Annotated in this window: 19 protein-coding genes and 1 pseudogene; 8 read left to right on the top strand and 12 right to left on the bottom strand. The window is 63.5% G+C overall.

Features of this window, described 5'->3' with window-relative positions; translation table 11 throughout:
* Positions 1-20 precede the first annotated feature (20 nt).
* The 6 genes from ASG92_RS02820 to ASG92_RS02845 form a co-directional block, all read right to left on the bottom strand.
* On the bottom strand, positions 21-806 hold the full coding sequence (locus ASG92_RS02820; protein ID WP_056624168.1) for an aldolase/citrate lyase family protein: 786 nt from the start codon (positions 804-806) through the stop codon (positions 21-23).
* Positions 803-2752: a 3D-(3,5/4)-trihydroxycyclohexane-1,2-dione acylhydrolase (decyclizing) gene (iolD, locus tag ASG92_RS02825; protein ID WP_056624172.1), complete on the bottom strand. Its 1950-nt coding sequence runs from the start codon at positions 2750-2752 to the stop codon at positions 803-805. Before iolD ends, ASG92_RS02820 begins: the two co-directional genes overlap by 4 nt.
* 22 nt (positions 2753-2774) lie before the next feature.
* Entirely contained in the window at positions 2775-4205 is a 1431-nt protein-coding gene (locus ASG92_RS02830) for an aldehyde dehydrogenase family protein (protein WP_056624186.1), read from the bottom strand.
* A gap of 31 nt (positions 4206-4236) precedes the next feature.
* Entirely contained in the window at positions 4237-5172 is a 936-nt protein-coding gene (locus ASG92_RS02835; RefSeq protein WP_056624189.1) for an ATP-binding cassette domain-containing protein, read from the bottom strand.
* Positions 5173-5184: 12 nt separating this feature from the next.
* The gene (locus tag ASG92_RS02840) at positions 5185-6225 is read right to left on the bottom strand and encodes an ABC transporter permease (RefSeq protein ID WP_056624193.1); all 1041 of its coding nucleotides are present in this window, start codon (positions 6223-6225) and stop codon (positions 5185-5187) included.
* Between the two features lie 73 nt (positions 6226-6298).
* Positions 6299-7297, bottom strand: coding sequence for a substrate-binding domain-containing protein (locus tag ASG92_RS02845; protein WP_056624196.1), 999 nt, complete (start codon positions 7295-7297; stop codon positions 6299-6301).
* 248 nt (positions 7298-7545) lie between these two features.
* On the opposite strand from ASG92_RS02845, the gene ASG92_RS02850 reads away from it, so the two are divergent.
* From ASG92_RS02850 to ASG92_RS29465, 3 genes and pseudogenes are all read left to right on the top strand, one after another.
* On the top strand, positions 7546-8406 hold the full coding sequence (locus ASG92_RS02850) for a sugar phosphate isomerase/epimerase family protein (RefSeq protein ID WP_056624197.1): 861 nt from the start codon (positions 7546-7548) through the stop codon (positions 8404-8406).
* 101 nt (positions 8407-8507) lie between these two features.
* A complete protein-coding gene (locus ASG92_RS28040; protein ID WP_162256290.1) occupies positions 8508-8726 on the top strand; it encodes a hypothetical protein in 219 nt (72 codons plus the stop codon).
* A gap of 7 nt (positions 8727-8733) precedes the next feature.
* Positions 8734-8935 (top strand): annotated as a pseudogene (locus ASG92_RS29465) (FUSC family protein); the annotation flags it as partial.
* A 467-nt stretch (positions 8936-9402) separates the two neighbouring features.
* On the opposite strand, the gene ASG92_RS02865 reads toward ASG92_RS29465, so the two are convergent.
* Positions 9403-9597: a hypothetical protein gene (locus tag ASG92_RS02865; RefSeq protein ID WP_056624206.1), complete on the bottom strand. Its 195-nt coding sequence runs from the start codon at positions 9595-9597 to the stop codon at positions 9403-9405.
* Positions 9598-10442: 845 nt separating this feature from the next.
* Here ASG92_RS02865 and ASG92_RS02870 point away from each other — a divergent pair.
* Genes ASG92_RS02870 through ASG92_RS29475 form a run of 3 tightly spaced genes read left to right on the top strand, consistent with a single transcriptional unit; the run spans position 10443 to position 12050 of the window.
* A complete protein-coding gene (locus tag ASG92_RS02870; protein ID WP_056624208.1) occupies positions 10443-11069 on the top strand; it encodes a dihydrofolate reductase family protein in 627 nt (208 codons plus the stop codon).
* A 16-nt stretch (positions 11070-11085) separates the two neighbouring features.
* The gene (locus ASG92_RS29470; protein WP_240986970.1) at positions 11086-11316 is read left to right on the top strand and encodes a hypothetical protein; all 231 of its coding nucleotides are present in this window, start codon (positions 11086-11088) and stop codon (positions 11314-11316) included.
* Positions 11313-12050 carry a dihydrofolate reductase family protein gene (locus ASG92_RS29475; RefSeq protein WP_240986971.1) on the top strand — a complete coding sequence of 246 codons (738 nt, stop codon included), beginning with the start codon at positions 11313-11315 and terminating at the stop codon, positions 12048-12050. Before ASG92_RS29470 ends, ASG92_RS29475 begins: the two co-directional genes overlap by 4 nt.
* Positions 12051-12878: 828 nt before the next feature.
* Here ASG92_RS29475 and ASG92_RS27060 read toward each other — a convergent pair.
* From ASG92_RS27060 to ASG92_RS02890, 4 genes are all read right to left on the bottom strand, one after another.
* Positions 12879-13025 (bottom strand): hypothetical protein, encoded by a 147-nt coding sequence (locus ASG92_RS27060; RefSeq protein WP_200951867.1) that lies wholly within the window; start codon positions 13023-13025, stop codon positions 12879-12881.
* A gap of 192 nt (positions 13026-13217) precedes the next feature.
* On the bottom strand, positions 13218-13703 hold the full coding sequence (locus ASG92_RS02880; RefSeq protein ID WP_240986972.1) for a GNAT family N-acetyltransferase: 486 nt from the start codon (positions 13701-13703) through the stop codon (positions 13218-13220).
* Between the two features lie 80 nt (positions 13704-13783).
* Positions 13784-14599, bottom strand: coding sequence for an oxidoreductase (locus tag ASG92_RS02885; RefSeq protein ID WP_056624214.1), 816 nt, complete (start codon positions 14597-14599; stop codon positions 13784-13786).
* 732 nt (positions 14600-15331) lie between these two features.
* Complete coding sequence (locus ASG92_RS02890; protein WP_056624360.1) at positions 15332-15910, bottom strand: AsnC family transcriptional regulator; 579 nt, start codon at positions 15908-15910, stop codon at positions 15332-15334.
* A gap of 277 nt (positions 15911-16187) precedes the next feature.
* Here ASG92_RS02890 and ASG92_RS02895 point away from each other — a divergent pair, with 277 nt between their 5' ends.
* Together ASG92_RS02895 and ASG92_RS27065 are read left to right on the top strand one after the other, a co-directional pair.
* A complete protein-coding gene (locus ASG92_RS02895; protein WP_240986973.1) occupies positions 16188-16679 on the top strand; it encodes a PaaI family thioesterase in 492 nt (163 codons plus the stop codon).
* Positions 16680-17123: 444 nt separating this feature from the next.
* Complete coding sequence (locus tag ASG92_RS27065; RefSeq protein ID WP_200951868.1) at positions 17124-17306, top strand: hypothetical protein; 183 nt, start codon at positions 17124-17126, stop codon at positions 17304-17306.
* Between the two features lie 201 nt (positions 17307-17507).
* Here ASG92_RS27065 and ASG92_RS02900 read toward each other — a convergent pair whose 3' ends face one another.
* Positions 17508-18032, bottom strand: a complete 525-nt coding sequence (locus tag ASG92_RS02900; RefSeq protein WP_056624219.1) for a helix-turn-helix domain-containing protein — start codon at positions 18030-18032, stop codon at positions 17508-17510.
* Positions 18033-18050 lie beyond the last annotated feature (18 nt).

The raw sequence follows: 18050 nt of genomic DNA on the forward strand, positions 1-18050 counted from the left end.
TCTCTTGTTGAAAATTCTTGTCAGTTGCGTGCGGTGTCGAAGGCGTCACGGAACGCCGCCGCCATGATGGTGGAGTCTGAGCCGATGGCAACGAACCGGAAGCCCTGGCGGACATACTTGGCCGCCGCCACGCCGTCCACCGCGAGGATGCCGGCCGCTTTGTTGTGCAGTTGCGCGGCCGCGACTACTCGCTGCAGCGCCTCCTGGAAGGCACTGCTGTCCAGTTGCAGCGGCACGCCCAGGGCGTAGGACAAGTCCATCGGGCCGACGAAGAGGACATCCACCCCGTCCTGCGCCGCGATCTCTTCCACATGTTCCAGTGCGTCGAGGGTTTCGATCTGGATGATTCCCACGGTTGACTGCTGGTCCGCGCTCAACGGCGCCCGGTCCATGCCCCAGCGGCAGGAGCGGTTGTATGTTGCAACGCCGCGGTCGCCGTAAGGCGGATACAGCATGTGCCTCACCGTTTGGCCGGCTTCCTCAACGGTGTTCAGGCGGGGCACCATGATGCCTGCCGCGCCTTGGTCCAGGACGCGCCCGATGCGGATCCGCTCTGCGCTTTCCACGCGCACAATGGTGGGTACGCCGTAGCTTCCGGCGGCAAGGACCCCGTCGCGGACGGCGTCTTCACCGCCGGAACCGTGTTCAAGATCGATCAGCACCCAGTCCGCGCCGGCAGCGGCGCACACTTCCGCTGCCGTGGCGGAAGCCATGCCAACGAAGGTTCCCACAGTCACCTCGCCGGCGGCCAAGCGCCGCCGCAGCTCACCGCCGTCGAGTGGACTCTCAATGGGTCCGCCGCTCATCCGAACCACCGCTGGCGGCTGCGTGCCTGCTCGTAGTCCGCGCGGAGGGTGCGGACCCATTCCTGTCCGGACACTTCTGCGGGAGCCACGTCCCACCAGACGTCGCCGCCGGGCAGGTCCACGTGGGGAACGGTGGGCACCACGATCACGACGGGGCCTTCCGTGTCGCGTGTGGAGGCCAGTGCTTCCCGGACCTCTGCCGCGGTGGTGGCACGGATGGCCAGTGCGCCCAGGCCTTCGGCGATCTGGCGCAGGTCCACTTTGAGGTAGTCGCCGTCCAGTCGGGCCTTGGGTGCGTCGTCTGCTGCGACGCTGCCACCGGTGGTGCGGTACCGGAATTCGTTGCCGAATTCCTTGCCGCTGCGGTTCATTTGCAGGCGGTGGATGACCTGGTAGCCGTGGTTCTCGGAGACGACCACCGTGACGTTGAGCCCTTCCTGGGCAGCAGTGAGGATTTCGGTGGGTGCCATGAGGAACGTTCCGTCGCCGATGAAGGTGACCACGCGGTTGTCGTTGTTGCCCTCGGCCAGCCGGACGCCCATGCCTGCCGCGATTTCGTAGCCCATGCAGGAGAACCCGAATTCCAAATGGCAGTTGCGGTTGCCCGTGGCATCCCACACTTTTTGCAGGTCACCGGGAGGTCCTCCGGCGGCGGCGATGATGGTGTCGCCGGAGCGGGCGTGTTCCTGCATCAGTCCGATCAGCTGCGGCTGGGTCAACACGGCACCGGTGACCGGCGCGTCCGGGTAGTCCTCCGGGCGGAAGGGCGTGTCGGCGTCGAGCCACTGGGACCGGATGGGTGCCCACTTGGCCTTCTCGGAGTGGACCGTTTCCTGCCAGGCTTCGCTGGTAGTGTGTCCCTCCAGTGCTTGGGTAAGTGCTTCCAGGCCCAGCCGGGCGTCCGCGAGGATCCCGGTGGCGCCCTGTTTCCGGGTATCGGCGTCCACGATGTTCAAGGACGCGAAACGGACGTCCGGGTTCTCGAAGATCGACTGTGAGCCGGTGGCGAAGTCGGTGAGGCGGGTGCCGACGCTGAGGACCAGGTCGGCCTGCTTGACGAGGGTGTTGGAGGCGAAGTTGCCCTCCAGGCCCACCCCGCCCACTTGCCACCATTCGTTTTTGGTCACGGCGCCCTTGCCTCCGAAGGTCTCGACGACGGGAATTCCGGCCTGCCCAGCCAGCGCCTCAAGGGCGGCGTGGGCGTCTGAGTAGTGGATGCCGCCGCCGGCGATAATCACCGGGCGGTCAGCCGACCGGATGCGCCGTGCGACGTCGTCGACCTCTTCCGGGTCAGGCAGCGTCCGGCGGATCTTCCAGTCGCGCGGCTCGAAAAATTCGGCCGGGAAGTCGTGGGCGTGGGACTGCACGTCCTGGGGCAGCGAAATGACCACAGCGCCGGTGTCGGTGGGGCTGGTGAGCACGCGCATTGCCTGCGGAAGGGCGGTCAGGAGCTGCTCCGGGCGGGTGATCCTGTCGAAGAAGCGCGATACGGGCCGGAACGCGTCGTTGACCGTGGCATCAGCCTCCGTGGGGTGTTCCAGCTGCTGCAGGACCGGGCCCTGGTGCCGGGTGGCGTAGGTGTCACCGGGCAGGAGCAGGAGGGGGATCCTGTTCACTGTTGCCAGGCCGGCGGCGGTGACGAGGTTGAGGGCGCCCGGGCCGATGGAGGCCGTTACGGCGAGGACTGCCCGGCGGCGGCTCGCCTTGGCATAGGCGGTGGAGATGTGGGCCAGGTACTGCTCGTGCCGGCCCTGGATGAACGGCATGTCGTCGGCCAGTTCGTCCAGTGCCTGGCCCAGGCCTGCCACGTTGCCGTGGCCGAAGATCCCCAGTGCTGCGGGGACCAGGCGGCGGCGGACTCCGTCGGCCAGCGAATACTGTGCGGAGAGGTACTTGATGACCGCTTGGGCCGTGGTGAGCCTGATGGTCTGCGTTGGTGTGGTCATTGCCTTATTCCAGTTGTCGTCGTTACCAGGGGCGTCCGTGCAGGACGACCGTCTTTTCTTCGGTCATTTCCTGGACAGCGGAGCGGACGCCTTCCTTGCCGATCCCGCTGCCTTTCAAGCCCCCGTAGGGCATGAGGTCGGCCCGCCACAGGGGGGACCAGTTGATATGGATGTTGCCGGCGTCGATCTGCCGCATGGCCTGCACCGCTCCGGCGACGTCGTTCGTGAAAATGCCCGCGCCCAGACCGTACGCGTTGTCGTTGGCCATGGCGATGGCCGTTTCCATGTCCTGCGCCGAGGAGACGGCGACGGCGGGTCCGAACAGTTCGTTCCGGCTCAGCGGCGACCGCGGATCGACGCCGGCGACGACGGCGGGAGTCACCACGGCGCCGTCACGGTCACCGCCGGTGAGGACGCGGGCGCCGGAATGGCGGGCCTCCATGATCGAGGAGTGCACGCGGGTTGCCTCTTCTACGGAGATCAGCGAGCCAAGCCGGGTGCCGTCTTCCTTGGGGTTGCCCACGGCGATGGCTTCGACTTTGGGGACCAGCGCGTCCAGGAAGTCCGCCTCGACGCGGCGGTCAACGATGACCCGCTGCACCGAAATGCACACCTGCCCGGCGTTGACGTAACCGCCGGCCGCCACTGCAGTGGAGGCCAGTTCCAGGTCGGCGTCCGGCAGGATGATGACCGGGCACGAGGCCCCTAGCTCGAGGGACAGCTTCTTCACACCGGCGATGGAACTGATGCGCGTTCCGATGCTGGTGGAGCCGGTGAAGGACACCTTGCGGACCCGCGGGTCCGTCACCAGCACGTCGCCCAAAGAGCTGCCGGGTCCGGTGATCACGGACAGCGCTTCAGGCGGCAGACCGGCGTCGACGAAGCACTGCGCCAGCTTCAACGCGGTCAGCGGCGTTGCACGGGCGGGCTTGAGCACGACGGCGTTACCGGCAGCCAGCGCCGGCGCAATTTTGTGCAGCACCAGCAGGGCGGGGTAGTTGAACGGTGTGATGGCCACGACGATGCCGCACGGCTGCCGGAGGGTGAACCCGATCTTGTCCAGCCCGGTGCCGGCATTGGCATCCAGAGGAAGGGTCGAGCCGTACAGCTGACTTCCCTCGTGGGCTGCCAGACGGATGATGTTCCCCGACCTGCTGGCTTCGCCCCGGGCCTCCGTGATGGGCTTGCCGGTCTCGGCGCTGATGGTCTGGGCAATGTCCTCAGCGCGTTCGTCAGCCAGGGCCGCGGCGCGCAGGAGGATGTCCGCCCTCACGTGTGCGGGCGTGGACCTCTGCAGGTGGGCGCCGATCTCGGCGCGGTCGAGAGCGTTCTGGGCGTCCTTGACCGTTGCAACGGGGACCGTGTCGATGATCCGGCCGTCAAAGGGTGAGCGGACTTCCTCGGTCCGGCCGTCGGCGGCGCCGCGCCAGTTTCCGGCTATTAGCATTTCCATGGTTGCTCCATCAGGTTGTGAACGTTTGCGCTCAGTGGCGCTTGGTGTTGCTTTCGAGCGCGGCTTCAGCGACCTCGGTTACCTCGGCGACTTCGGCCTGGACTTCCTTGACGATGTCGCTGTGTCCGCCGAGCTGTTCGAGTTCGTGGGCGAGTTCAGCGAGCTCGGCGCCGCCGGCCATTTGGGCGGTGAGCTCGTCGAGGGTGATGTCCTTCTTGTCGTAGTAGCCGATTGACTTGCCGCGTTTGAGCAGCAGGAACCGGTCGCCGACGGGGAAGGCGTGGTGCGGGTTGTGGGTGATGAAGATGACCCCGAGGCCACGGTCGCGGGCCTGCAGGATGTACCGGAGCACGACGCCGGACTGCTTCACACCCAGGGCGGCCGTCGGTTCGTCCAGGATCAGGACCTTCGCACCGAAATACACGGCACGGGCGATCGCGACACACTGGCGCTCACCGCCGGAGAGCTGACCGATGGGCTGTTCCACATCGCGCAGGTCGATGCCCATGTCCGCCAGTTCCTTCAGCGTGATGTCCTTCATCTTCTGGACATCCATGCGCCGCAGCGGACCCCACCCGGTGGTGAGCTCGGAACCGAGGAAGAAGTTGCGCCAGATGGGCATCAGCGGGACCACGGCGAGGTCCTGGTAGACCGTTGCGATGCCGGCGTCGAGGGCGTCCCTGGGCGAATTGAATTTCCGCTCATCGCCCATGATGTGCAGCACGCCTTCGTCGTGCTGGTGCAGGCCGGCGATGATCTTGATCAGGGTGGACTTGCCCGCGCCGTTGTCGCCCAGGACGCAGGTGACGCGGCCATTGTCCACTGCCATGGTGACGTCGTGGAGGGCGATGATGTTGCCGTAATGCTTTCCGACGCCGTCCAGCGAGAGAAGGTGGACGGGGGTGTGGGTCAGCGGATCCTTTTCATCCTTGAGCAGGGTCTGTTGGTCGATCTGTTTGGCGTTCATTTCTCCGGCCCTTTACTTGAGCTCTGCGCGGCGTTTGACGATGAGGTTGACGATGGTGGCCAGCAGCAGCATGAGGCCCAGGAAGAACTTGAACCAGTCCGGGTTCCACTGCGCGTAGACGATGCCCTTGTTGGCCATGCCGAAGATGAACGCACCGATCGCCCCGCCCACCGCCGAACCGTAACCACCGGTCAGGAGGCAGCCGCCGATCACCGCCGCGATGATGTAGAGGAACTCGTTGCCCACTCCTTCGCCCGACTGCACGGTGTTGAAGGCGAAGAGGTTGTGCATGCCCAGGATCCAGCCGCAGAAGCCGACCGCCATGAACAGGCCGATCTTGGTCTGGGTCACCGGAACACCCACAGCACGGGCAGCGTTCGCATCTCCACCCGAGGCGAAGATCCAGTTGCCCACCCGGGTCCGCAGGAGAACCCACGAGGCCAGCAGCACCAGCGCGATCCAGATGAAGACCGTGATCCGAACTTCAATGCCGGCGATGTTCACGCTGGAGGCAAAAATTGCGTGTGCCTCCTCGAAGCCGTCGATGCCGGAAATGGACGGGGTGGCTACAGCACCTCCAATCATGCGGGTCAGGCCAAGATTGAGACCGGCCAGCATCAGGAAGGTAGCGAGGGTGACGATGAAGCTGGGCAGTTTGGTCTTGACGAGGATCCAGCCGTTGATGAAACCGATCCCCAAAGAAACGACGAGGGCGAAAGCGACTCCGATCCAGATATTCACGCTGAAGTACCAGCTGAACATCGAGGCCGAGAGGGCCGAGGTGATCACCGCGACGCCGGTGGAAAGGTCGAACTCGCCGCCGATCATCAGCAACGCGACTCCCACAGCCATGATGCCGATGGTGGAAGAACCGTACAGGACGGTCGCCTGCGAATTGGGCTGCAGAAAGACCGGCGCAATCGCGGCGAAGAAAACGAAGAGGACTACTGCGCCGACAAGGGCGCCGATTTCCGGACGAACAAGCAGCTTCTGGAGCGTGCTGCGCTTGCCGACACGCTCGTCGGTGGCAGCTGTGAGGACAGCATTGGCCATGGTTTCTTAACTCCTTTGGCGTGGGATGCCGGGCTGGTAGAGGTGCCCGGCATCCCGACGGTTTTCTGGCGGGTTAGCGGATGCCGGCCTGGGCGAACTTGGAGACGTCAGCTGCGTTGGACTTATCCACCACAGCCGGTCCGGTGTAGACCTGCTGGCCGCCGCCGACCTTGAAGCCACCCACCTTGCTCAGCCAGATGGCGTCAACACTGCCGTAGCCCTGAAGATAGGGCTGCTGGTCCACCGTGAACTCGACGCTTCCATCCTCGACCGCCTTGGCCAGATCGGCGTTCAGGTCAAAGGAGGCCACCTTGACCTTGCTGCCCGTTTCCTTGACTGACTTGACGATGGTCAGCGTGAACGGGGCGCCGAGACCGACGATTGCATCGGCATCCGGAGTCGACTGCAGCTTGGCCGTAACGGTCGAGGACACGGACGTCATGTCAGCACCGTTGACGTTGAGGATTTCAGACCCCGGTACCTGCTCCTTCACGCCTGCACACCGGTTTTCAAGCCCGACGTGGCCCTGCTCCATAATCACGCAAATAGGATGCTTGACCCCCTCTGAGGCGAGTCGCTTGCCAACGGTGACGCCGGCGAGTTTGTCGCTCTGCCCGAAGTGGGTGATCGCTCCCATGGCCTTGGACTGGTCTTCGCCGGCGTTGAAGCTCACTACCGGGATGCCGGCGTCGACCGCCTTCTTGACGACGTCCTTCAATGCATCGGGCTTGGCCAGGGTAACCAGGATGCCGTCGACTTTCTGGTCGATGGCCTGCTGCACCAACTGCGCCTGGCGACCACCCTCAGCGTCGCCGCTGTACAGAAGCTCGACGTTGTCCTTCTTCGCTGCCGTCTCCGCCCCCTTCCTGACAATGTCCCAGAAGGTGTCACCGGCGGCAGCATGCGTGATCATAGCGATCTTGAGGCGGGCCGTATCAGCCACCTGCCCACCACCGCCGGCGGCCCCGGCGCTTCCCGATTCGGTCTTGCCGCCTGCCGAGCATGCCCCCAGTGCCAGAAGCGGTACTACGGCCAGCGCCACTGCGCCACGCCGCCAATTGAACTTCGCCACGAGAAATCTCCTTTGATGTCGCGTATTTCGACCGCCGCCCGCGCTTCTGTGCCTTCGAAGGCATGGTGGGAGAACGGATCCATTTAGCTGTGAACGGATGTGATCCACTTCTCATAGTGGAACGGTCCAACGCTAAATCAAGACTTGACCAAATGTCAATAGACCGTTCCAATTGAGATTGACGATAAATTATCGATGACCGTTGCCCCCTGTTTCTTAGCTAACCGCGCACCGTCGCGAGGAGAACGATGACGTACTCAAGCACCCCCGAACTAACCGCAACCTGCTGGACCAGCGCAGGAAATATCGCGCCTTTGAGCAACCCCGAGACGAGCCCCATCCCTATCGGCGAGCGTTTGGCAGCCATCGCCTCCACCGGATGGGCAGGGTTCGGATTGGTCCACGATGACCTTGTTGCCGCGAGGGACACAATCGGCTTCTCCGGGCTCAGGAGACTCATCGACCAAGCAGGCTTCCGCCATGTTGAAGTCGAGTTACTCAACAACTGGTGGGACGAATCCCGCTCCCACGAGTGGGGGCCGCAGTTCGACCTGCTCCTCGATGCTGCCGAAACACTGGGGGCGCGCTTCATCAAGGTCGGAACGGCGTTCAGCGAGCCCTTGGATGATCTTGATTTCCTGGTAGAGCCACTACGACGCCTGACAACGGAAGCCTCGAAAAGGGGGACCCGCGTCGCTCTCGAGCCCATGCCGTTTTCGATGGTCGGCTCGCTGCCGGCGGCCGCCGGCCTCATGCGATCCGTTGATATGCCGGAATGCGGCCTGGTCGTTGACTACTGGCATGTCTTCCGGGCCGGAACAAGCCTGGATGAGCTGTCCCGCAGCCTCACCGCCGACCAGGTTTTCGGGGTAGAACTCAATGACGCGGATGCGGACATAAAAGGAACCCTCTTCGAAGACACCCGCGACAATCGCCGTCTTTGTGGAGAGGGCGACCAAGACGTCACCGGGTTTATCACAACGCTCCAGGCCATCGGCTTCAAGGGACCCTGGGGCGTGGAAATCCTCTCCAAACAACACCGCACACGTCCTGTTCGCGAAGCGCTGGAATCCGCCTACTCGACGGCATTGTCATGCTTCCCGGCCTAACGCGCCTTACGGTCACTTCGGCCACTTCGGTCACGGTCGGAGCTGGCACAGTTGCTGCGCCGGCCGCGACCGGTGCCCCCATCAGTACCGGGGCCAAGCGGATGCACCTCCAGCACGACTGGGTGGCACTACTCGGCGAAGTGATCCAAGTCCGGCTGGATGACAGAACGGTCCGCACCGGACGCGTCGACGGCGTCACCCAGGACGGAGCGATCCTCTGGATCGAGGGACACGGCGCCGAGCCCCGCACGATGTTCGAGCGCTGCGAAGGGTTCACCGCCTGGATCGAGTACAAATGGGATTCCGAGGGATGCCGCTAGCTTCATTGCCGTCCGGGTCGCCCTGAGCGTCGCGATACCGGCGCTTGTACTTCTCGCGGCTGGCCGGCCGGACCTCATGATCTACGCCGTGTTCGGCGCCCTGACCGGCATGCACGGCCGTGCCGAGTCACACCAACTGCGGCTCAAGCACCAGGCGCTGGCCGCCGCAGCTCTTGGCCGGCGTCTCCGTGGGTCCATTCTTATCGGTGTGCCCCGCCAGCCCGACAGCACTGCCAGGGCCTGACGGTAGGCCGGTGCAAGTGTCCCGTCCGCGGCTTCGCGGCGGCGCCGCTGAAGCCAGGCAGCCAGGGTCCGCTCCGATACGTCGACTGAGCCTCTGGCCGGGTACCTGCCGGTGTCCTGCACGAATGCGACGAGCTGCTGAAGGCGTTCCCGCCCCTGCCCGGTGACCGCGGGTTTCCGGGCAGCCGCGTCATGCTCGCTTTGCATGCCGGGGTCCTGTGTCCGCGCGAGTCCGAGGTGGTAGCCCACGGTCGCCGGCGCGGCACCGGTGAGGTCGGCGATATGCCCCCGGCTCAGGCCCCTCCGGTACATGAGCACCCACTCCTGGTAAGGAGCGCTGCGCCGCGGAGTAGCCGTCACGGGTCCATCCTTCCTAAAGGCCCAGCCGAATCCGGAATCCACGAGCGTCCGCTGCACTCAGGTACGCAGGCCGCTAGGTCGTCCGCTGGCTGTCCGTCTCCGGGAATTCACGGAGTGTGGCCGCTACGGCTCTGACCGCCGCCGGGTCTTCGGTCCAAGGCCGGCCTGTCCGGGTGCAGGCCTGGAAGTTGGACACTCGTGAGTTCTTGGCAGCCTCAGTGAGTTCTGCCCACGCTGCGCTCAGTTCGTCCTGGAGCTCCGGTGACATGGGCGCATCCGGGACAGGTGCTGCCGCCCCAACTGGACTCACGGGTGCCTCGGTTGCCGCTTTTCGCTGAAAAAGACTTCTAAGACCCATTTCTGTTCCCCGTTCCCCTTACCAGAGTATCAATGCCCCCTTAACGCGTCCGGGACTCCGAACCCGGAAGACTGAAATTGCCCTGTTCAGCCCAGCAATATAGACATCGCCGGCTGCGCCGCCCGGCCTGCCAAGGGCAATAGTCCCAAGCTAGACGAAGGGCATGCTCGCAGGCTCGCACCTGTTGTGTCCACGACGATGCCCCTACGGGGTCAATTGAACTTTGCAGACCGGCTCAGGCCGGTGTCACAGGCTCGGCTGCAATTCTGAACAACAGACGGGGTTGCTGATTCCTTTACCGGTCATTTCCCGGCGTCACGATTTCCAGGAAGGCCTCCGTGGCTGAAGAGAGGACGCCAGTGCGGTGGGACAGGATAATGGGCGTCCCAGAGGGGGAAGGATCGGGCGCAACACGCAGTCTCCGATGTTTCATCCCATCATTGGAATCCACCACAGGGCGTAGCCTGCTCCTCCAGCGACCAGCGGCATGATTCCTTCAGTACTCCGGGCGCCTCTCCCCCGCGATGCATAGGCATGGCCAGAGGACAGCCAGAGTCCGCACCAACTCTTAGCTCAGGGGGCACATCAGGTCAGGGAGGGTTTCGAGGACGAGCGCCTACTTGGCGGCAAGTCAGCCACAGCTCCATGCATACTCAGTTAAGGTCAAGCGTGCTTCACTTCTTAAGGTACATATCGAGCAATCAGCCGGCGCGCGTCCCAACGCGACCGCCACCATGAGACGAGGAACCACTGCCATGGAGCTGAAGGTCAACATCCAGGTGTCCGTCGACGGCGTCTACCAGTCCAACGGCGGACGTCATCCCGACTTCGACCCGGGCATGGAGAGAGGCGGCTGGGCCAGGCCGCTGTTCGACGACGAGTCGCTGGCCTACGTCGGCGACTACTACGAGCGCGCCGACGCGTTCCTTTTCGGCCGACGCACGTACGAGATGTTCGCCTGGTCCTGGGGAACCGGCACCTGGGGCTCCGACCAGGGCGACAACCCGATCTCCACGGCCTTGAACACCAGGCCGAAGTACGTTGCATCCACCACCCTCACCGACCCGGCCTGGGCGAACACGACCGTGCTCTCCGGGGACCTCGCCAGCGCGATCCGCGAGCTCAAGACCCCGCCCGGCGGCGAACTGCAGGTGCACGGCAGCGGCGCACTCGCCCGCTGGCTGCTGGCAAACGACCTCGTCGACGAGCTCACCCTGCTCGTGTGCCCCGTGATCGTCGGCCAGGGCGCGCGACTGTTCCCCGAACACGGCCCCGATCTGGCGCTCGAACTGGTAGCGACGCGGGCCTTCCCGAAGGGAATCATCCTGCAGACGTACCGGCCCGCCGGACTCCCCCGGTACGCGTCCGACCCCACCAAGTGAGAATCAGGAGACCATCATGACTGCCATCTACACCTGGGACGTGTTCACCACCCTCGACGGCTTCGGCTCGTACAAAGCCCACGGCGACTGGGGTGGTTACTGGGGCAAACAAGGTCCCGAGTTCCTGGATCGCCGCGTCGCGCAGTACGGCGAGGAACTCCGGCTGGTCCTCGGAGCGAACACGTTCCGGATGTTCCAGCGGTTCCTCGGAAGCTCACCCGGGATTCAGAGGCCATCGATCCCGTGAACACCAGAATGAAGCACCAGCCCACGACGGTGCTCTCGTCCACGCTGGAAGAGCCTCTCGACTGGCCTGATGCGACTCTGGCACGCGGCGACGCCGCCGATGTCGTCGCACGGCTCAAAGATGAATCCGAGATCCCGCTTCGCTCGCACGGCAGCCTCTCGCTGAACCGGACCCTCATGGCCGCCGGCCTCGTCGACCGGCTCCAGGTGACCATCTTCCCGGTGATCAGCGGCCAGACCGGAGACGCACCGATCTTCGCCGGTGCCGCCGACTTCGACCTGGAGCTGGTCGAGAGTCGCACGCTCGACGGCCGCACCCAAGAACTCCTCTACCTTCCCGCTCGGCATCACAGACAGAACACCGCGAGGAGAATCACCATGAGCAAGGCCATCCTGTACATGTCGATGTCTCTCGACGGCTACATCGCAGGTCCCGACGATGGCCCGGACAACGGGCTCGGAACCGGCGGTCTCCGGTCGATGTCTCTCGACGGCTACATCGCAGGTCCCGACGATGGCCCGGACAACGGGCTCGGAACCGGCGGTCTCCGACTTCACGAGTGGCTGGGCGAGCCCGTCTCCGACTATCCCCACTTCGACCCGCCGGGGGTCAGCGGACAGGTCCTCGCCGAGTCAATGGCGACCGGCGCGGTCGTCGTCGGCCGCAAGACCGTTGACTACGCCAGCCACTGGGGCGGCGACTGTTCGGCGCAGAACGCGCCGAACTGGAGCTGACGCGCGTAATCGACGCACCCGGCGTCACGCACATGCACTACCGGGTGGCGTAGCGCCTCCCGCCGCGTCGGACCGGCCGAGCAGCCCTTCCCGCGATGCGCCGGGGCTACTCGCCTGCGGCCGCGACCGCGTCGAGAGATCGTCACCAGCCATCCTGACGGTCTGTCGCCCCGCGCCTGGCATGTGCCGACCCGACCCACCCGCTAGCGGAACCGATAAAAGCCCCGACCCGGGGGCATCCAAGAGCACCAGACCCGACCCAACCTTCTTCTCAGAGGTGGGTAGCCGAAGCTCCCCTTTTCCCCAGACGATTTACAGGGGCCCGGGTCGCACCGGCTCGATATCAGCCGCTGAGCAGCTGTATGTTCCGGGAGCAAAGCATCATTCTGCGCCGACGGTGGGCTGTTCTCCCCCAAACCTGCGACTCTCAAGGGCCGCAGCCCGATTCCGGTGAGCAGAAGTTTGCGGCCGGTTGAACTCTCATCGGCGCATCGAATACCTCAAATTGAACATTGGTGATCACAAACTATTTGCCGGAGATGGGTAGCAGAAATGGCTTTGACCTGCGGAAATGCGCGAAATTGCCCCGTTTTGAACCCATATAAAATTCCAGATTTTCTTTCCAGTGATTGTTGTTTTGGGAGGTGGGTGTCCCCTATGCAGCTTGAGGGGAAGTGCTTAAGCACAACCCTGGAAATATAGGGAGCCAGAAACCCGCGTAGCGAGTCCTTGACTCGGAGCTTGTGGGCATGAGACGACGCCCGCCCGGCCTCCACATCGATGGTCCGATAATAATTGCACCCACACTGTACGGCGCTACGTCAGACTTCAATCGTCGACGACGAGGCGCAGCACCGGTCGCTGATCGGCCTCCCCGAGCAGGTCCCGCACCAGCCTGGGGCTGATCTTAAGGAGTTCGGCGAAAGCGGGTACGCCTGAACCATGGTCTGCGGCCAGCTCGGTAGCCTTCTTCAAAAGCGTCGGCACCTCCCCGGGTAAGCGCTCGTCGAGTCCGCTGACGGATCATAGATCATGGCCAGACATAGGCTGCGAACAGTTCGGCTCGGGTGCTGAGGACCTTCGTCGGGCCTGGCGGGTATTTCAGTCATCACATTCCTGGTCAGCTTTTCCCAGAGGGTCGAATAATCCTGCGCGCCCCGAAGGGAGTTACCTCAAACGCTTTTCAAAGCAAAAGGAGAAGGGAATGGCACTTGCATAGGGCTCATACACCGGGATGCGCGTGTACCCCAGTTTCGAGTACAGGGCGACAGCTTCGGGCTGCCGATCCCCGGTCTGAAGAATGACCCGAAAGGCTCCCCCGCGTTCCGCGATCGCTTCGATCTCCCCCATCAGCAGGCTGGCCACACCCCGGCCTCGTTCGCTCTCAAGCACCACGACCCGCTTGACTTCCCACTCCCCGTTCAGTGACCGGAGGGCAGCGTGGGCCACCGACGCGGTGTCATCCGACACTGCCAGGACGGTCGCGAGCACGTCACTCGGATCAACGGCCAAGGCCCTGAGCGCAGCGTCCCGCCTGGGACCAGGCCGCAGGTGGTGCGCATACCTGCTGTAGAGGTCCTCCTCCAGGATCCGTTGGAGCGCCACAGCACGCTCATCCGTCCAACGGACCTGTTCAAACTTCACAGCTGGCACCGGGCACTCCATTTCTCATGGCTCTAAGGTCAGCGAGGGCTGATGTTCCCCGCTTGAACTGCTTTGGATCGTCAGCAGGATCAGGCAGGAAGCCTGTTGAGCTTGCGGAGCTGCTGGTCGAACATCCGGACGGGCACGAGACGGCGCATGGTCGACACGCTTGCGGTGCGGGAGCTGCCGGCGTATCTCACCTTGGGGTTCTTGTCAGTAGCGGCGGCGAGGATCGCCTTTGCCACCGTCGCGGGGTCATCGCCATCCTTGATCTCGCCGATCATATACTCCTCAAACACCTGGCGTCGCTCGGCGTACACCGGCAGCGGGCGGTCCGGCCTGATGCTGTTGGCCTCAAAAGAGGTGTTGGTCCACGCAGGCTCGACCAGGGTGACCCGCACACCGAACTCCCGGAGCTCGTGATCGAGGGACTCCGAGTACCCCTCCACAGCGTGCTTCGATGCCGCGTACACGGCCATGTACGGTTGCGGGATGATCCCGAGGATCGACGACATGTTCACGATGCGGCCGCTCTTCTGGGCCCGCATGATGGGAAGGACTGCGTTGGTCACGCGAATGACCCCGAACACGTTGATATCGAAGACGTGCTGGGCCTGCACCGCGGAACTCTCCTCAGCCGCACCCGAAGATCCGATACCTGCGTTGTTGACCAAAACGTCGATGCGCCCGTGCGCCTGGACTACCTCTGCGATCGCTTTTTCGACCGACGAGTCGCTGGCCACGTCGAGATCAACGAACTGCACTCCACTGACCCGCTCGGCCCGCGATGCGTTGCGGCTCGTGCCGATTACTTTGAATCCTGCTTCCACAAGCGCGACGGCGGCCGCCTTGCCGATGCCTGTCGACGCCCCCGTCACGATGGCTACTTTTTGTGTTGATGCCATTTCTGCCTCCAAAAGTTCGTCTCGGCCCATCGCCGACTATTCGTTACAGAACTGTAGCAGTTATGCCTCCAATTGCGCCATGACTGTCTCTATTTAGGACAATTGAGACTATCGCGTGGTCGGTTGAGGGAAACCGGGCAGGGGCCATGGTGCGTCCACTACGGGCCGAGGCGGGAACGGGGCGGCGTGAGATTCTCGACGCCGGCAACCGGCTTTCGCAGCGGATAGGGCTTCGGCGACGCAGGAGCTGCCCGACCCGATCCGTGCGGCCCATGCCCCGCAAGCTCCAGTCCCTCGTGGCTCTGCACCTCGTCAACGAGGGGTGGGACTTTCTACTTGAGGCTGCAGGACGAGCCCGACACAGGTATCGCCCAGTAAGGTGTCGATGGCCAGTGTTTCGCGTTCGATTTCCATCTTCCTGGCATCTCTCTGCATGGCCTAACTCGTGCTCCAGCTCTATTCCGAAGGCTGGGAACGGATATCAGCGGCAAGGCCAAACGACAGGCGCAAAAAGGCAACGGTTGGCCCTGAACTTCCTGGTGCAGACACAGAGAGGCCTACCCAGTGGAGGAATCCATTTCCAGGGCTCCCGGCGGAGAGTCCGCCAAGGTTCTCCGCCGCACCTGGCCCGGATGCTCGCTGCATCCTCAACCCACGATCGGCTTGGTAGATATCTTACGGGGACAGTTATCGGCACTAAACAATCACGTTCAGGATGGGCGAAATCGGCCGTCAGTTTCGTCTTCCGGTTCCGTGAAGCAAGGTGTCGATGACCAGTGTGGCGAGTGTATCCGTAGCATTTGCGTCCGGATCTTGATCTTCGGGGAATCTCTGCAGGGCCTCGCTCATGAGCGCGTAGTACACCTGCCGCGTCCATTCCAGGTCTGCGGCCGGATGGAGCAGCCCGTCACGCTGCGCTCTGGTGAGGAGATCCATGCAGCGGGCGTTGATCCGATCCCAGATTTCCTCGGCCGCACTCGTGTCTGCCAGGGGGCTGCCAAGAGTGAATCTCCACGCGTTCTTTGTCCTCAGTACATTCGCTGTCACACGATGCAGCGCAACGAGTGGAGGGGCCGAATCGGGGTTGCCGGCTTCGATGGCGTCGGCAAGCTGTTGCTTGGCGGAGATCGCTAGAGCATCCGTGAGGGCTTTGCGATTGGCGAACCTGCGGTGGACTGTGGTCCTGGTCAGTCCTGCCCTCTCGCCGATCTGCTCCATGGAAGCGCGGGGGTCATCGGCCAGTACTTGCTCGGCGGCTTCCAGAATGGCGCGCACACTTCGCTCAGCGTCGGCCCGTAGTGCTCGGCCCATTGGTTTCTCCATCTTTAGGGTCATTTCCATCCTAAGGGATACTCAGCAGGAACAGATTCCGGAATAAAAAGAACAACCATGTTGCGCCTCTGACCACAACCGATACACTGTTGATGCGAATGAGCGGTGAGCGACATGGACGCACAACACGCCACTTTAACCCCGGAGCCAACGGCGGCCTCGGCGAACACTTCGTAGCCCAGGCACTTGAACGCGGAGCCGACCGGGTCTACGCAGGCGCTTGCCCCCCAGGAATTGCCTAACGATAGGAGCAGCAGTGACAGAGCGTGAACGAGTAATCGTCTGGGATGACCCCGCGGTTGGCGCGGCGGCCATGCCGAGCATGAGCGGCCTTGACTACCTGCACTCAATGATGGGCAAAAAGCTGCCGCCTCCACCCATGGGCGAACTACTGAACATGACGCTCGTTGAGGCGGCGCCGGGAACGGCCACCTTTACCTGCCACCCGGACGAATCCCATTACAACCCGATCGGCGCAGTTCACGGCGGGCTGGTGTGCACCCTGCTCGATTCGGCCCTGGGCTGCGCCGTACAGACAACCCTTCCTCAGGGCGTCGGCTACACCTCCATAGAAATCAAAGTGAACTACCTTCGCTCAATACGAGCCGGCAGCGGCCCGTTGACCTGTGTAGGTGTTGTATCGAAGGCCGGCAGCCGCGTTGCCTTCGCAGACGGCACTGTCACCGACGCCAGCGGCAAGCTGGTCGCTACCGCCACTGGGTCGCTGCTCGTCTTCCCCCTCAGCTGACGTCGGGACATCTCAGCGAAACCCGGTGGCACTGATGGCTCGCCCATGGACGGCTGAGCTCGATCCTTCGGGCTCCACCCGCCCACAGATGGGTGACCTGCAACCAGCCACGGACGGCGGTTGGTTGCGGAACGTCTTATAACGCACCCTGGTCGCGGTGACCGTTTGGCTGCCACTCACCGCTCCGAAGGGATTACCAGTGAGATTCTGGGCTCGGGGTTGGTCGAGCCCTTAGGGCTCCTGGCTCAGCAGGTGATTTCGCTCCTCATCAGAAGACGCGTTGTGCGACGTGGACCCTGGCTCCGTGGCTGAGCGCTGATCGCAGCGTTTCTTCTGTGACGGGGCCGCCGGGAGCTTCCATCGGCCCGCGCCCTCGAAGTCGCCCGTGAGGGGTGGACCCTGCGCGACGTCATCGCCCACGGGGTCATCGACTACCACACAGTCGTGACCGGCACCCCCACCCACGTGGCCGACCACATGCAGGACTGGTTCGAGGGAGGCGCCTCCGACGGATTCTCCCTCGCCATCGACAGCTACCACGACGAAATCGACGCCTTGGTCGATGAAGTCGTCCCCATCCTGCAAGAACGCGGCCTGTTCCACCTCGACTACGAAGGCACCACCTAGCGCGAGCATCTCCGAGCACCCCATCAGTACGGCTTTGACTCCCGTCTGGCGGAGCCGCACCACTCATGACCCGCACTCCCTCAAGCCAGCACATCACGTCACCCAAGAAAATTGCGGCCGAGCCTTGGCCGGTTCGCTTCCTAGCGGGACAGTTTCGTGGCCGGACGCCATATGCGCGTACTTTTAGGCTTCTCCAGAATGTTAGGTCATGCATTCAGACGTCAGTCGTTGGACTTTGGGTGTGCCGGCCGTGGCGAGCTGGATGAGATTCTCAGTGGATTTCGGGTGGTTCCATGCGGTGGTTGCCGCCGTGAGTTCCGCCCCGCATATCCGGCACCAGGCACCGGAGGCGGACTCCGTCCCGCAGGTCGTGCAAATAATGCGCAAGGATTTCCCGCTCGGAGACTCTGTATGTTTCTGCGCCCACACAGTTAGTGCATGCAACACGGGCAGTGCGTCGGTTCCGGCCCCGGTGAGGACGTACTCCTTCCGGGGACGGTTTCCCGCACTGTAGGGTTCAGCGATCAGAAGGCCGGCCCCTCCCAGACGCCGGAGGCGTTCGCTGAGAACGTTGTCAGCGACCCGCAGCTCTTTCTTCATACCGTCGAACCGGTTGTTGCCCATGAAAACCTCCCGCAGAACCAGCAGAGACCACGGATCACCCAGGACGTCAGCGGCCCGGGCAATGGGGCAATTGTCTTCTGACCAGCTGGTACGAAGCGGCATAAGAGATCCCTTCCATAG

It is taken from the genome of Arthrobacter sp. Soil736 (assembly GCF_001428005.1).
In the GTDB taxonomy this organism is placed as follows: Bacteria; Actinomycetota; Actinomycetes; order Actinomycetales; family Micrococcaceae; genus Arthrobacter.

Coding starts and splice junctions, on each gene's coding strand:
- ASG92_RS02820 (WP_056624168.1), bottom strand. CDS start 806: ATGAGCGGCGGACCCATTGAGAGTCCACTCGACGGCGGTGAGCTGCGG.
- iolD (WP_056624172.1), bottom strand. CDS start 2,752: ATGACCACACCAACGCAGACCATCAGGCTCACCACGGCCCAAGCGGTC.
- ASG92_RS02830 (WP_056624186.1), bottom strand. CDS start 4,205: ATGGAAATGCTAATAGCCGGAAACTGGCGCGGCGCCGCCGACGGCCGG.
- ASG92_RS02835 (WP_056624189.1), bottom strand. CDS start 5,172: ATGAACGCCAAACAGATCGACCAACAGACCCTGCTCAAGGATGAAAAG.
- ASG92_RS02840 (WP_056624193.1), bottom strand. CDS start 6,225: ATGGCCAATGCTGTCCTCACAGCTGCCACCGACGAGCGTGTCGGCAAG.
- ASG92_RS02850 (WP_056624197.1), top strand. CDS start 7,546: ATGACGTACTCAAGCACCCCCGAACTAACCGCAACCTGCTGGACCAGC.
- ASG92_RS28040 (WP_162256290.1), top strand. CDS start 8,508: ATGCACCTCCAGCACGACTGGGTGGCACTACTCGGCGAAGTGATCCAA.
- ASG92_RS02865 (WP_056624206.1), bottom strand. CDS start 9,597: ATGTCACCGGAGCTCCAGGACGAACTGAGCGCAGCGTGGGCAGAACTC.
- ASG92_RS02870 (WP_056624208.1), top strand. CDS start 10,443: ATGGAGCTGAAGGTCAACATCCAGGTGTCCGTCGACGGCGTCTACCAG.
- ASG92_RS29470 (WP_240986970.1), top strand. CDS start 11,086: ATGACTGCCATCTACACCTGGGACGTGTTCACCACCCTCGACGGCTTC.
- ASG92_RS02885 (WP_056624214.1), bottom strand. CDS start 14,599: ATGGCATCAACACAAAAAGTAGCCATCGTGACGGGGGCGTCGACAGGC.
- ASG92_RS02890 (WP_056624360.1), bottom strand. CDS start 15,910: ATGGGCCGAGCACTACGGGCCGACGCTGAGCGAAGTGTGCGCGCCATT.
- ASG92_RS02900 (WP_056624219.1), bottom strand. CDS start 18,032: ATGCCGCTTCGTACCAGCTGGTCAGAAGACAATTGCCCCATTGCCCGG.